The sequence below is a fragment of the Bordetella petrii genome, assembly GCF_017356245.1.
GTDB classification, from domain to species: domain Bacteria; phylum Pseudomonadota; class Gammaproteobacteria; order Burkholderiales; family Burkholderiaceae_B; genus Bordetella_A; species Bordetella_A petrii_D.
In genome coordinates, this window is sequence record NZ_JAFMZZ010000001.1 from 934,412 (window position 1) to 947,403 (window position 12,992).

The window sequence follows — 12,992 nt, forward strand, 5'->3', positions numbered from 1 at the left end:
GGCACGGCCCGGCAGGCCGCCGCAACCCGCGGCCCTGCCGGGCCGCGGTGTTCCGACGGAGATGCACGGCATGAAATTCCTGTCCTTTTTCATCTCGCGCCTGGGCAAGGCCCTGGTGGTGGTGCTGGGCGTGGTCATCATCAATTTCTTCATGATCCGCATGGCGCCCGGCGACCCGGCCGCCGTGCTGGCCGGCCAGGCCGGCGCGGGCGACCCCACCTACCTGGCCAGCCTGCGCGCCGAGTTCGGCCTGGACCAGCCGCTGCTCACGCAGCTGTGGCTGTACTTGAAAGGCGTGTTCCAGCTCGACCTGGGATTCTCGTACCGCAACCACGTGCCGGTGCTCGACCTGATACTCGAACGCCTGCCGGCCACCTTCCTGCTGATGTCCTGCGCCTTCCTGTTCTCGATCGTGTTCGGCGTGCTGCTGGGCGTGATCGCCGCGCGGGCCCGCTACAACAACAAGCGCCGCTGGATCGACAGCAGCGTCATGACCGGCGCGCTGCTGCTGTACGCCACGCCGCTGTTCTGGCTGTCGCTGATGGGCATTCTGCTGTTCTCGGTGCTGCTGGGCTGGCTGCCGGCCTTCGGCATGGAAACCGTGGGCGCCAACCTGGCCGGCTGGGCGCGCGTGCAGGATATCGCCACCCACCTGATCCTGCCCACCGTTACCCTGGGCTGCTTCTTCATGGCCGTCTACGTGCGCCTGACGCGCGCCTCGATGCTGGAGGTGATCGGCATGGATTTCGTCAAGACCGCCCGCGCCAAGGGCGTCAGCCCCAATCGCGTGATCCGCACCCACGTGCTGCGCAACGCCCTGCTGCCGGTGGTCACCTTTGCCGGCATCCAGCTCGGGCAGATGGCCGGCGGCGCCGTGCTGACCGAAACAGTATTCGCCTGGCCCGGCATCGGCAGGCTGATGTTCGACGCGCTGCTGCAGCGCGACTACCAGCTGCTGCTGGGCATCTTCCTGGTCACATCGGTCATGGTGGTGGTTTTCAACCTGCTTACCGACCTGCTGTACCGGCTGATCGACCCGCGCATCGCGGCGGGCTCCCAGGAGGCCTCGGCATGAAGCCATTCCTGAAGCGCTACATGCGCAACTACGGCGCCGTGGCCGGCCTGGCCGTCATGCTGGTGGTAGTGGCCATTGCTCTGGCGGCGCCCCTGCTCTACCCCGAATCGCCCTGGATGATGGTGGCCGATCCCCTGATCAAGCCGTTTGCCGATCCGGCCTACCCGTTCGGCACCGACATGCTGGGCCGCGACATTACCGCCGGGCTGGTATGGGGTGCGCGCGTGTCGTTGCTGGTGGGCCTGCTGTCGACCGGCGTCGCGCTGGTGTTCGGCATTCTGGTGGGCGCCGTGGCGGGCTATTGCGGCGGCCGCATCGACGACGCCCTGATGCGGTTCACCGAATTCTTCCAGACCATTCCCCAGCTGGCCATGGCGGTCGTGCTGGTGGCGGTGCTGAGCCCGTCGGTGTATTCCATCATGGGCGCCATCGCCCTGGTGTCGTGGCCCCCGGCGGCGCGGCTGGTCCGTTCCGAATTCATGACGCTCAAGCAGCGCGAATTCGTGCAGGCCGCCATCGTCATCGGCCAGACACCGTCGCGCATCGTCTGCACGCAGATCCTGCCCAATGCCATGTCGCCCATCATCGTATCGGCCTCGTTCATGGTGGCCACCGCCATCCTCACCGAATCCTCGCTGTCGTTCCTGGGGCTGGGCGACCGCAACCTGATGAGCTGGGGCTTCATGATCGGCGCGGCCCGCACCATGATCCGCGAAGCCTGGTGGATGAGCGTCTGGCCCGGGGTCGCCATCCTGCTGACCGTGCTGGCCATCAACCTCATCGGCGAAGGCCTCAACGATGCCCTCAACCCCCAACTGCGCAAGCGCGGCGAATAGGAGGCCGTCATGGATGACAACACGCCCCTGCTGTCGGTGCGCAACCTGACCATCGCCCTGCCCGCCGGCGGCGACCGCCGCTATGCGGTGCGCGACATTTCCTACGATGTGCGCGCCGGCGAGATCCTGTGCATCGTGGGCGAATCGGGCTCCGGCAAATCGATGAGCGCCAACGCCATCATGGGCCTGCTGCCCGACTACCTGGCTCCGCAGGGCGGCCAGATCCTGCTGCGCGGCACCGACCTGCTGCGGCAGGACGAAGCCCGCCTGCAGGCCATGCGCGGCAAGGACATGGCCATGATCTTCCAGGAGCCGCTGTCGGCGCTCAACCCGCTGATGACGGTGGGCGAGCAGATCGCCGAAGTCATGCGCGTGCACAACGCCTATCCCGGCGAGGCGCGCACCCGGCGCGTGCTGGAGCTGCTCGAGTTCGTCGGCCTGCCCGATCCGGCCACGCTGTACCACGTGTATCCGTTCCGCCTGTCCGGGGGCCAGCGCCAGCGCGTCATGATCGCCATGGCGCTGGCCCTGGAGCCGTCGCTGCTGATCGCCGACGAGCCCACCACCGCCCTGGATGTCACCACCCAGGCGCAGATACTGGCGCTGATCGCCCGCATACAGAAAGAAAAAGGCATGGGTGTCATGTTCGTCACCCACGACTTCGGCGTGGTGGCCGAGATCGCGCATCGCGTGGCGGTCATGGAGCGCGGCGAACTGGTCGAGCAAGGCCCGGCCGAACAGATACTGAATGCTCCCCGGCATCCGTATACCCGCCGGCTGATCGCGGCGGTGCCCCGGCGCCGCGCCGACGCGGACAGCACGGCCGACACCGCGCCGCCGGTGCTCGACGTGCGCAATCTCAGCAAGACGTACGTGACCGGCCGCGGCTGGCTCGGCCACAAGCGCATCGTGCGCGCGGTCGATGATGTCAGCTTCACCGTGCGGCGCGGCCAGACGCTGGGCATCGTCGGCGAGTCCGGCTCGGGCAAGTCCACCATAGGCAAGTGCCTGCTCAAACTCATCGGCATCAACGGCGGCCAGCTGATCTTCGACGGCCAGGACATCGCCGGCCTCAGCGAAAGCCAGTTCCGGCCGCTGCGCAAAGACATTCAGATGATCTTCCAGGACCCCTTTGCCTCGCTCAACCCGCGCCACACGGTGGGCCGCATCATCAGCGACGGCCCGGTCGCCAGCGGACAGACGCGCGCGCAAGCCGAGGCGCGTACCCGCGAACTGCTGGGCCTGGTCGGCCTGGACGCCTCGGCTTTCGACCGCTATCCCAACCAGTTCTCGGGCGGGCAGCGCCAGCGCATCGGCATCGCGCGCGCCCTGGCGCTCGAACCCAAGATACTGGTGGCCGACGAATCCGTTTCGGCGCTGGACGTTTCGGTGCAGGCCCAGGTGCTGCAGCTGTTGCACCAGTTGCAGCAGCAGTTGCAGATCGCCCTGATCTTCATCACCCACGACCTGCGGGTGGCCGCCCAGATCTGCCATGCGGTGCTGGTGATGCATCAGGGCAAGGTGGTCGAATACGGCAGCCCCGGCCAGATCTTCGACCAGCCCCGCCACGCCTATACGCAGAAATTGATAGCGGCCGTTCCCGGCCAGCACTGGGACCCGCCGGCCGAACCACCGCCGGAGCCTGCCTTATGAACAACGCCGACCTGACGCGCCGCAAGGACGCCGCCACGCCGCGGGGCGTGGGAGTGATGTGCAACTTCTACGCCGACCACGCCGACAACGCCGAACTTTGGGACATCGAGGGCCGCCGCTATATCGACTTTGCCAGCGGAATCGCGGTGCTCAACACCGGCCACCGCCATCCGCGCCTGGTCGGCGCCATCGAGGCGCAGATCCGGCGCTTCACCCACACGGCCTACCAGATCGTGCCGTATGCCAGCTATATCGAACTGGCCGAGCAGATCAATCAGCTGGTGCCGGGCGATTTTCCCAAGAAGACCGCACTGTTCACCACCGGCGCCGAGGCGGTCGAAAATGCCGTCAAGATCGCCCGCAGCGCCACCGGACGCTCGGCGCTGATCGCGTTCAGCGCCGCCTTCCACGGCCGCACCCTGCTGGGCATGGCGCTGACGGGCAAGGTCGTGCCCTACAAGGCAGGCTTCGGCCCATTTCCCGCCGACGTCTATCACGCGCCATATCCCGACCCGACACATGGCGTGTCAGTGGCCGACGCCCTGGCCGGCCTGCGGGCGCTGTTCAAGACCGATGTCGACCCGCGGCGCGTGGCCGCCATCGTCATCGAGCCGGTGCAGGGCGAAGGCGGCTTCAACATCTGTCCTCCCGAATTCATGCAGGGCCTGCGCGCCCTGTGCAACGAGCACGGCATCCTGCTGATCGCCGATGAAGTCCAGACCGGTTTCGGACGCACCGGCAAAATGTTCGCCATGGAGCACTATGGCGTCGCGGCCGACCTCACCGCCATGGCCAAGGGCCTGGCCGGCGGCATGCCGCTGTCGGCCGTGTGCGGGCGCGCCGAAATCATGGACGCGCCGCCCCCGGGCGGCTTGGGCGGCACCTATGCCGGCAACCCGCTCGCCGTCGCGGCGGCCCTGGAAGTCGTGCAGCTGATGCAGGCCGACGGCCTGCCGGCGCGCGGCGCGGCGCAGGGTGAACGCCTGCGCCGCCACCTGGAAGCTCTGCGCCCGCGCGTGCCCGAACTGGCCGATGTGCGCGCGCTGGGCGCCATGGTGGCAGCCGAATTCCGCCATCCCGGCGACCACTCCCCGCATCCCGATTTCACGCGGCAGCTGCAGGCGCGCGCGCTCGAAAAGAACCTGCTGCTGCTGAGCTGCGGCGTCGACGGCAATGTCATCCGATTCCTGTTTCCATTGACCATTCCCGACGACATCATGAGCGAAGCCATGGATATTCTGGCTCAGGTCCTGATCGCATGATCCTGCCACACGACAAGGAGACAACCCGATGAACCGCCCCGGCGCAGTGCCCACGGTGCAGATCGACAACGAACACGTCAGGGTGACCGAATGGCGCTTCCCGCCGGGCGGCGAAACCGGCTGGCACCGCCACGGCATGCCTTATGTGGTGGTGCCCCAGACCACCGGGCCGCTGCTGCTCGAAACGCCCGACGGACAAGTGTCCAGCGATCTGCGCACCGGCATCTCGTATTACCGGCCGCTGGGCGTCGAACACAACGTGGTCAATCCGAACGACACCGAATTCGTCTTCGTGGAAATCGAGCTCAAGCAGGCTTAGGGCTGGCCGGTACACGGCTCCTTGTAGTGTGGACAGACACTGACGGGAATACTCATGAAGGCGTTTTTTTGCGAAGAGCAGATGCTGCACCAGCCGCGGCAATTCATGCGCCTGGGCCGCCTGTGCGCGCCCACCGACACGCCCGCGCGCGCCCAGACCCTGCAGGCGGCGCTGGCCGCCCGCGGCGTGCCGCTGCAGGCGCCGCCCGACTACGGGCGCGGCCCGCTGCATGGCGTGCACAGCCCCGACTACCTGGACTTCCTGGAACACGCCTATGCACGCTGGCTGGCGCTGCGCGCCAACGGCATGGATCCGGGCGACGAGGTGCTGCCCAACCTGGGGCCCTACTACAGCGGCCGCCTCGAACAGGCCGAACGCGGCCCGTGCCCGTCCGGCTCGGTGGTGGCGCAAGCAGGCTACTACCTGGGCGACCTGTCGTGCCCGATCGGCCCGCACACCTGGCGCTCGGCGCTGCGCTCCACCCACAGCGCGGTGGCCGCCGCCGACTGGGTGGCGCAGAACCAGGGCGTAGCCTACGCACTTTGCCGGCCATCGGGCCACCATGCGCACCGCGATCGCGCGGGAGGCTTCTGCTACCTGAACAGCAGCGCCGCCGCGGCCCAGCGCCTGCTGCAGGCCTACGGCAAGATCGCCATCCTGGACGTCGACGCCCATCATGGCGACGGCACGCAGCAGATCTTCTACCAGCGCGCCGACGTCATGACGCTGTCGCTGCACGCCGATCCCGCCGGGTATTACCCGTTCTATACCGGCCATGCCCACGAGCGCGGCTATGGCAGCGGCCACGGCTACAACCTGAACTTCCCCCTGGCGCACGGCTCTGGCGACGAGGCTTTCCTCGACGCGCTGGACAACGCCCTGGTGGCGCTGCGCGACTACCGTCCGCGCGCACTGGTCTTGCCGCTGGGCTTCGACACCTACAAAGACGACCCCATCAGCGTGCTGACGCTGGACATCGACGCCTACCGGCATATCGGCGAGCGCGTCAACGGGCTGGGCCTGCCCACCGTGATCGTGCAGGAAGGCGGCTACCTGGTCGACGCCATCGGCCCGGCGCTGGACGCATTCCTGCAGGGCATGGCGCAGACGGTAGCCCACTAGCGGCAGGCACAGGCCTCCCATGCCCCGGCCCCATGCCGCCGATCTGTCCGGCCCGCCGCCGTCGCCCGGCTCCGGTATCGCGCTGTATCTGGCGGCGCTGGTGCTGTTCGCCAGCTTCGACGCCGCGATCAAGCACCTGCTGACGCTTTATCCGGCGCCCTTCCTGAACGTAATGCGCTACCTGTCGGTGGCCACCATCGCCGCGGGTCTGGTGCTGCGCCACGGGTTGCCGCGCCTGTCGGCCACGCCCGACAAGGGGCTGCTGCTGTTGCGCGGGCTCATGCTTGGCACCGTGGGCACCTGCTTCATGACAGCCCTGATCTGGATGCCCCTGTCAGAGGCCACCGCCATCTATTTCACTTCGCCGCTCATCGTGGTGGCCCTGTCGCCCTGGCTGCTGCGCGAGCGCGTCGGCGCCCGGCAATGGGCGGCGGTCGCGCTGGGCTGCGCCGGCATGCTGCTGATCGTGCGGCCGGGCGGCAGCCTGCCATGGCTGGGCACCGCGCTGATGGCGGTCTCGGCAGTCAGCTATGCGCTGTTCCAGGTCTTGACCCGCAAACTCTCGGGCCGCGTGCCCGGCCATGTGCAGTACGGATACACCGCCTTCGTATGCCTGGCCGTCACCGCGCTGCCGGCGCCGTTCTTCCTGCCCGACCCATGGCCGGCGCTGCGCGACTGGGCGGCAATCGTGCTGCTGGGCGTCACCAATGGATTGGGCCAGATATTGCTGATCGCCGCCTTCCGGCGAGTGCCCGCCTCGACACTGGCGCCGTTCAATTACTGCCACCTGCTGATGGCCGTGGCTTTCAGCACCTTCGTATTCGGCCGCCCGCCCGATGTGCTGGCCATGGCGGGCATGGCGCTCATCGTGGCGGCCGGCCTGTCGCTGGCTGCTGCCCGCGGGCCGGCCTTGCCGGGCGGCGGGCGCTAGACGATGCGCGAATATTGCGCCTGGGTGCGGCGTTCGCGCAGATGCCGGTCAAATACCATGGCCACCGCGCGCACGAAATACCAACCCAGGTCGCTGACGTGCAGCCCGTCGGGCCGGCACTGCACCAGCCCCATGCCGGCCAGGTTTTGCAGCGCCTGCAGCTCATCGGCGAAATAAGATTCGAACACGATGCCGTGCGCCTGTTCGACGGCGCGGAAATCCAGCCCGCCCTGGCACATGATGGCCATGATGACGTCGCGGCGCAGCAGGTCGTCGGCGCTCATGGCCAGGCCCCGCTCGACCGCGAACTCGCCCTGGTCGATGCGCGCGTAATAGCCGTCCAGGGTCTTGGCGTTCTGGCTGTAGGTGGCGCCCACGCGCCCGATGGCCGATACGCCCAGGGCGATCAGGTCGCGGTCGGGCTGGGTGCTGTAGCCCTGGAAATTGCGGTGCAGGCGCCCCGCCCGCTTGGCCTGGGCCAGTGCGTCATCGTGCAGGGCGAAGTGGTCCATGCCGATGTAGTCGTAGCCGGCATCCAGGAAGCGCGTGATGGCTGAACCCAGCAGGGCGATGCGCGTCTCGCCGTCGGGCAGCTCGGCCGGCAGGATGCGGCGCTGCGCCTTGAAGCGTTCCGGCAGATGCGCGTACCCATACAGCGCGATGCGGTCGGGCCTCAAGCCGCAGACCTGTTCCAGCGTGCGCGCGAATGATTCGGCGGTCTGCAGAGGCAGGCCGTAGATCAGGTCCATGTTCACCGACGCATAGCCCAGCTGCCGGGCGCTGTGCATCAGGTCGCGCACGCTTTCGTACGGCTGCATGCGGTGCACGGCGCGCTGCACCGCGGGGTCGAAGTCCTGCACGCCCAGGCTCAGGCGGTTGAACCCCAGGCCGGCCAGGTACGCCAGGCGCTCGGCCGTGGCGGTGCGCGGATCGACTTCGACAGAGATTTCGGCGTCGGGCAGCAACTGAAAGTGGCTGCGCAGCGCCGCCATCAGGCCGTCGAGTTCGGCGTCGGACAGGAAAGTGGGCGTGCCCCCGCCGAAATGCAGCTGCGATACCGGTACGCCGCGGCCGACCAGGCTGCTGTGCAAGGCCATTTCACGCCGCAAGGCATCCAGGTAGCGCGCCGCGCGCTCATGGTGGCGCGTGATCACCTTGTTGCAGGCGCAGTAGTAGCAAAGCGACTCGCAGAAAGGAATGTGCACGTACAGCGATAGCGGGCCGCGCGCCCTATCCTGCGCGCGACAGGACAGCGCCTGGCGGTACTGTGCAGGCCCGAAGCTGGCGTCGTAGCGGTCGGCGGTGGGATAAGAGGTGTAGCGCGGGCCGTTCTTGTCGAGCCGGGCCAGGATGTCGCGCGAGAATGAAGGCGGGGATTGCATGAATCGATTATGCAAAGCGGCACTGCCGGGCATGTTGATTCTTCGCAAACAAACCGCAGATGAGCGCAGCAATTGCGTTGCATCAAGCAGCCAGCCATCGCCCAGCCCGCAGGGTTTCTAACCACATGATGTAGTAGTAGTCTACCCAGACCAACACTACATGAAGTATCCGCCCATGATGCCCCAAGAAATCCTCAAGCGCGACGGCCGCATCGTCAGCTTCGACGGCGCCAAGATCGTCCATGCCATCGCCGCCGCCGGCCAGGCCACCGGCGAAATCGACGCCGCCGCCGCTGAAATACTGGGCGCACGCGTGGCCGCTCGCCTGGCCGGCCACCTCCGCCCCGGCATCGAAACCATCCAGAACCTGGTCGAAGAAGCACTGGTCGAAGCAGGCTGCTGGCACACGGCGCGCGCCTATATCGTCCACCGCGAACGCCACGCCCGCCTGCGCTCGCTGCAGCACACGCTGGTCGACGTCGAAAGCGCCATGGAAGAATACCTGGACCAGCGCGACTGGCGCGTCAACGCCAACGCAAATCAGGGCTACAGCCTGGGCGGCCTGATCCTGAACGTGGCCGGCAAGGTCACCGCCAACTACTGGCTGTCCCATGTATACAGCCCGGCCGCGGGCCAGGCCCACCGCGAGGGCGACATCCACATCCACGATCTCGACATGCTCAGCGGCTACTGCGCCGGCTGGTCGTTGCGGCAACTGCTCACCGAAGGCTTCAACGGCATCCCCGGCAAGGTCGAGGCCACGCCGCCGCGCCACATGTCCGCCGCCATCGGCCAGATCGTCAACTTCCTGGGCACCCTGCAAAACGAATGGGCCGGCGCCCAGGCGTTCAGCTCGTTCGATACCTACATGGCACCGTTCGTACGCCGCGACAACATGTCGTACGCCGAGGTCAAGCAGGCCATGCAAGAGCTCATCTACAACCTCAACGTGCCCAGCCGCTGGGGCACCCAGACGCCGTTCACCAACCTCACGTTCGACCTCACCTGCCCGGCCGACCTGCGCGAGCAGGTTCCCTACATCGGCGGCCAGGAAATGCCGTTCAGCTACGGCGATCTGCAGGTCGAAATGGACATGATCAACCGCGCCTACATCGAAGTCATGATGGCCGGCGACGCCAAGGGCCGGGTGTTCACGTTCCCCATCCCCACCTACAACATCACTGCCGATTTCGACTGGGACCACCCCAATACCGAACTCCTGTTCGACATGACCGCCAAGTACGGCCTGCCGTACTTCCAGAATTTCCTCAATTCCGATCTCGAACCCCACATGGTGCGCTCGATGTGCTGCCGGCTGCAGCTCGACCTGCGCGAACTGCTCAAGCGCGGCAACGGGCTGTTCGGCTCGGCCGAGCAAACCGGCTCGCTGGGCGTGGTCACGGTCAACTGCGCGCGGCTGGGCTATCTGCATGCCGGCAACGAGCCCGCCCTGTTCCAGCGCCTGGACACCCTGCTGGAACTGGGCCGCGACGTCCTCGAAGTCAAGCGCAAGGTGGTGCAGCGCTATATCGACCAGGGCCTGTATCCCTACACCCGTCGCTATCTGGGCACGCTGCGCAACCACTTCAGCACGCTGGGCGTGAACGGCATCAACGAAATGGTGCGGAACTTCAGCGGCGATGCGTACGACCTCACCGCGCCCCAGGGGCACGCGCTGGCCGTGCGCCTGCTCGACCACGTACGAGCCCGCATGACCGAATTCCAGGAAGCTACCGGGCATCTGTACAACCTCGAAGCCACACCGGCCGAGGGCACCACCTACCGCTTCGCCCGCGAAGACCGCAAGCGCTGGCCCGGCATCCTGCAGGCAGGCACCGATGCCCAGCCCTACTACACCAATTCCAGCCAGTTGCCGGTGGGCCACACCGACGACCCCTTCCACGCGCTGGCCATGCAGGAAACCCTGCAAAGCAAGTACACCGGCGGCACGGTGCTGCACCTGTACATGAACGAAGCCGTATCCTCGGCCAGCGCCTGCCGCCAGCTGGTGCGGCGCGCGCTCGAAAACTTCCGCCTGCCCTATATCACCATCACCCCTACGTTCTCGATCTGCCCCACCCACGGATACTTGTCCGGCCGGCACGAATTCTGCCCCAAATGCGATGCCGAACTGCTCTCCCGGCAGCAGGCATGCAGCCACGGCTAGGCGCCCGCGCGCCCGGCATCGCGGGCCCCGGCATCGCCCGGCCCGCTTCTTTTCCCACAGGAGCTCTCATGCAAACCGTAACCTCTGCCCCCACCCTGCCCCTCGACGACAGCCAACGCGTGCGCTGCGAAATCTGGACGCGCGTCATGGGCTATCACCGCCCGGTCACCTCGTTCAATACCGGCAAGCAGGGCGAATTCAATGAACGCCGCTTCTTCTCCGAACAACGCGCTGCCTGACGCCGGCGGCGCCGTCCCCCGATGGGCCGCGGCGCCGCCAGCCATGCTGGCGGTGCCGCGCGGCGAACCCTCCATCGGCGGCATCGTGCCCTATTCCAGCGTCGACTGGCCCGGCATGCTGGCCTGCGTGGTGTTCATCGCCGGATGCCCCTGGCGCTGCAGTTACTGTCACAACCCGCACCTGCAAGTGCGCGGCGGCCACTACGACTGGAACGCCGTGCTCGAATTCCTGCGTAGCCGGCAGGGCCTGCTCGACGCGGTGGTCTTCTCGGGCGGCGAACCGCTCAGCGAACCCCGCCTGCCGCAAATGGTGCGCGCGGTCAGGACACTGGGGTTCCGCGTGGCACTGCATACGGCGGGCATCTACCCGTCGCGTCTGCGCGAACTGCTGCCCAGCCTCGACTGGGTGGGTTTCGACGTCAAGGCCGATGCCGCGGGCCACGATGCCCTCACCGGCCGCACAGGCACTTACCCGGCCGCCCAGGCCTGCCTCGATTCGCTGCTGGCCAGCCGCGCCAATTTCGAATGCCGTACCACCTGGCACCCCGACTGGTTGACCGAGCCCGCCCTGCTCGACCTGGCGCGCGATCTCGCCCGGCGCGGTGTGCGCCATTACACGGTGCAAAACCATCGCCCCTCGCCCGGCTCCGCGCCCTCCGCCGCGCTCAGCGCCGCCGCGCTCGACGAACTCCAGGCGCTCTTTCCGCAATTCCTCTATCGCTAATACCTTGACATAGCGCAATACACAGCTGGGGCTCATCGCCTACCGTTGCGCTATTGCCCAAATTAGGGATTCTGTATCCATGTGGTTCAAAACACTGACTCTCGCCGGCCGTGAGCTGCTACCCATCGTCCAAGGCGGCATGGGGGTGGGCATCTCGGCGCATCGCCTGGCCGGCGCGGTCGCAAGCGAAAACGCCATCGGCACCATCGCCAGCGTCGACCTGCGCCATCACCACCCCGACCTGCTCGAAAAAACCATCAAGTGCCGCGACCGGGATGCCATCGACCAGGCCAACCGCACGGCGCTCGACCGCGAAATCCAGGCCGCGCGCCAGCTGTCCAGGGGCCGCGGCCTGATTGCCGTCAATGTCATGAAAGCGGTGCGCGATCACGCGGCCCTGGTGAAACAGGCCTGCGAAAGCGGCGCCGATGCCATCGTCATGGGCGCCGGCCTGCCGCTCGATCTCCCCGAAATGACGGCGGGCCACGACAAGGTCGCCCTCATTCCCATTCTTTCAGAAGCGCGCGGTGTCGCCGTCGTGCTTAAAAAATGGCTTAAAAAGGGCCGGCTGGCCTCCGCCGTGGTCATCGAGCACCCCGCCCACGCCGGCGGCCACCTGGGCGCCAGCAAGCTGTCCGAACTGCGCGACGAGCGCTTCAGTTTCGGCAAGGTGCTGGCCGAATGCCGGGCGCTGTTCGACGAGCTCGGCCTCAGCCGCGATGCGCCCAAGCTCATCGTGGCCGGCGGGGTGGGCAGCCACGACAAGGTCAGGCATTGGCTCTCCCATGGGGCCGATGCGGTGCAGGTGGGCACGGCCTTTGCCGTTACCGAAGAAGGCGACGCGCACCAGAACTTCAAGCAGGTGCTCATCGACGCCGACCCTTCCCAGCTCAAAGAATTCATCAGCGTGGCCGGCCTGCCGGCCCGCGCCGTGGCCACGCCCTGGCTGGTGCGCTACCTGCGCCAGGAAAAGCGCCTGCAGGAAAACGCCAGGCCCGATCCGCGCCGCTGCACCCAGCGCATGGATTGCCTGACCCAATGCGGATTGCGCGACGGCCTGGCCCGTTTCGGCCAGTTCTGCATCGACCTGAAGCTGGCTGCCGCGGTGCGCGGAGAAGTCGACAAGGGGCTGTTCTTCCGTGGCGGTTCGAAACTGCCCTTCGGCGATGCCATACGCCCTGTGCGCGAACTCATCGACTACCTGCTTCATGGTGTCATGCCAGCCAACGCGCCAATAGCGCCTGCCGGCAATACCGCCGCCGCGCTGGCCTGAATCCGCCCC

General features: G+C 67.1%; 12 protein-coding genes. 11 read left to right on the forward strand and 1 reads right to left on the reverse strand.

Features of this window, described 5'->3' with window-relative positions:
- Positions 1 to 61: 61 nt before the first annotated feature.
- The 7 genes from J2P76_RS04430 to J2P76_RS04460 are packed head-to-tail and all read left to right on the forward strand — an operon-like array spanning position 62 to position 7,198.
- Positions 62 to 1,075 carry an ABC transporter permease gene (locus tag J2P76_RS04430; RefSeq protein ID WP_207404769.1) on the forward strand — a complete coding sequence of 338 codons (1,014 nt, stop codon included), beginning with the start codon at positions 62 to 64 and terminating at the stop codon, positions 1,073 to 1,075.
- Positions 1,072 to 1,911 (forward strand): ABC transporter permease, encoded by an 840-nt coding sequence (locus J2P76_RS04435; protein WP_207404771.1) that lies wholly within the window; start codon positions 1,072 to 1,074, stop codon positions 1,909 to 1,911. Before J2P76_RS04430 ends, J2P76_RS04435 begins: the two co-directional genes overlap by 4 nt.
- A gap of 9 nt (positions 1,912 to 1,920) precedes the next feature.
- On the forward strand, positions 1,921 to 3,564 hold the full coding sequence (locus J2P76_RS04440; protein WP_207404773.1) for an ABC transporter ATP-binding protein: 1,644 nt from the start codon (positions 1,921 to 1,923) through the stop codon (positions 3,562 to 3,564).
- Positions 3,561 to 4,826: a 4-aminobutyrate--2-oxoglutarate transaminase gene (gabT, locus tag J2P76_RS04445; protein WP_207404775.1), complete on the forward strand. Its 1,266-nt coding sequence runs from the start codon at positions 3,561 to 3,563 to the stop codon at positions 4,824 to 4,826. The genes J2P76_RS04440 and gabT overlap by 4 nt, the downstream gene beginning before the upstream one ends.
- A 28-nt stretch (positions 4,827 to 4,854) precedes the next feature.
- Positions 4,855 to 5,145: a cupin domain-containing protein gene (locus J2P76_RS04450; RefSeq protein WP_207404777.1), complete on the forward strand. Its 291-nt coding sequence runs from the start codon at positions 4,855 to 4,857 to the stop codon at positions 5,143 to 5,145.
- Positions 5,146 to 5,199: 54 nt separating this feature from the next.
- Complete coding sequence (locus J2P76_RS04455; RefSeq protein WP_207404779.1) at positions 5,200 to 6,267, forward strand: histone deacetylase family protein; 1,068 nt, start codon at positions 5,200 to 5,202, stop codon at positions 6,265 to 6,267.
- A gap of 19 nt (positions 6,268 to 6,286) precedes the next feature.
- Positions 6,287 to 7,198 carry a DMT family transporter gene (locus J2P76_RS04460; RefSeq protein WP_207404781.1) on the forward strand — a complete coding sequence of 304 codons (912 nt, stop codon included), beginning with the start codon at positions 6,287 to 6,289 and terminating at the stop codon, positions 7,196 to 7,198.
- On the opposite strand, the gene hemN is transcribed toward J2P76_RS04460, so the two are convergent.
- Positions 7,195 to 8,580, reverse strand: a complete 1,386-nt coding sequence (hemN, locus tag J2P76_RS04465; protein WP_207404783.1) for an oxygen-independent coproporphyrinogen III oxidase — start codon at positions 8,578 to 8,580, stop codon at positions 7,195 to 7,197. The genes J2P76_RS04460 and hemN overlap by 4 nt on opposite strands.
- Before the next feature lie 175 nt (positions 8,581 to 8,755).
- Between hemN and J2P76_RS04470 the strand changes: the two genes are divergently transcribed.
- The 4 genes from J2P76_RS04470 to J2P76_RS04485 all read left to right on the forward strand — a co-directional run bounded on the left by J2P76_RS04470 (position 8,756) and on the right by J2P76_RS04485 (position 12,983).
- Entirely contained in the window at positions 8,756 to 10,747 is a 1,992-nt protein-coding gene (locus J2P76_RS04470; protein ID WP_207404785.1) for a ribonucleoside triphosphate reductase, read from the forward strand.
- Between the two features lie 68 nt (positions 10,748 to 10,815).
- Positions 10,816 to 10,986 (forward strand): anaerobic ribonucleoside-triphosphate reductase, encoded by a 171-nt coding sequence (gene nrdD / locus J2P76_RS04475; protein ID WP_207404787.1) that lies wholly within the window; start codon positions 10,816 to 10,818, stop codon positions 10,984 to 10,986.
- Positions 10,949 to 11,710 carry an anaerobic ribonucleoside-triphosphate reductase activating protein gene (locus J2P76_RS04480; protein WP_207404789.1) on the forward strand — a complete coding sequence of 254 codons (762 nt, stop codon included), beginning with the start codon at positions 10,949 to 10,951 and terminating at the stop codon, positions 11,708 to 11,710. Before nrdD ends, J2P76_RS04480 begins: the two co-directional genes overlap by 38 nt.
- A 79-nt stretch (positions 11,711 to 11,789) precedes the next feature.
- Positions 11,790 to 12,983: an NAD(P)H-dependent flavin oxidoreductase gene (locus J2P76_RS04485; RefSeq protein ID WP_207404791.1), complete on the forward strand. Its 1,194-nt coding sequence runs from the start codon at positions 11,790 to 11,792 to the stop codon at positions 12,981 to 12,983.
- Positions 12,984 to 12,992: the final 9 nt, after the last annotated feature.

Bases quoted from the DNA above. Each gene is read 5' to 3' on its own strand.
- J2P76_RS04450 (WP_207404777.1), top strand. From the start codon at position 4,855: ATGAACCGCCCCGGCGCAGTGCCCACGGTGCAGATCGACAACGAACAC.
- J2P76_RS04455 (WP_207404779.1), top strand. From the start codon at position 5,200: ATGAAGGCGTTTTTTTGCGAAGAGCAGATGCTGCACCAGCCGCGGCAA.
- J2P76_RS04440 (WP_207404773.1), top strand. From the start codon at position 1,921: ATGGATGACAACACGCCCCTGCTGTCGGTGCGCAACCTGACCATCGCC.
- J2P76_RS04430 (WP_207404769.1), top strand. From the start codon at position 62: ATGCACGGCATGAAATTCCTGTCCTTTTTCATCTCGCGCCTGGGCAAG.
- J2P76_RS04460 (WP_207404781.1), top strand. From the start codon at position 6,287: ATGCCCCGGCCCCATGCCGCCGATCTGTCCGGCCCGCCGCCGTCGCCC.
- J2P76_RS04480 (WP_207404789.1), top strand. From the start codon at position 10,949: ATGAACGCCGCTTCTTCTCCGAACAACGCGCTGCCTGACGCCGGCGGC.
- J2P76_RS04435 (WP_207404771.1), top strand. From the start codon at position 1,072: ATGAAGCCATTCCTGAAGCGCTACATGCGCAACTACGGCGCCGTGGCC.
- nrdD (WP_207404787.1), top strand. From the start codon at position 10,816: ATGCAAACCGTAACCTCTGCCCCCACCCTGCCCCTCGACGACAGCCAA.
- J2P76_RS04470 (WP_207404785.1), top strand. From the start codon at position 8,756: ATGATGCCCCAAGAAATCCTCAAGCGCGACGGCCGCATCGTCAGCTTC.
- J2P76_RS04485 (WP_207404791.1), top strand. From the start codon at position 11,790: ATGTGGTTCAAAACACTGACTCTCGCCGGCCGTGAGCTGCTACCCATC.
- gabT (WP_207404775.1), top strand. From the start codon at position 3,561: ATGAACAACGCCGACCTGACGCGCCGCAAGGACGCCGCCACGCCGCGG.
- hemN (WP_207404783.1), bottom strand. From the start codon at position 8,580: ATGCAATCCCCGCCTTCATTCTCGCGCGACATCCTGGCCCGGCTCGAC.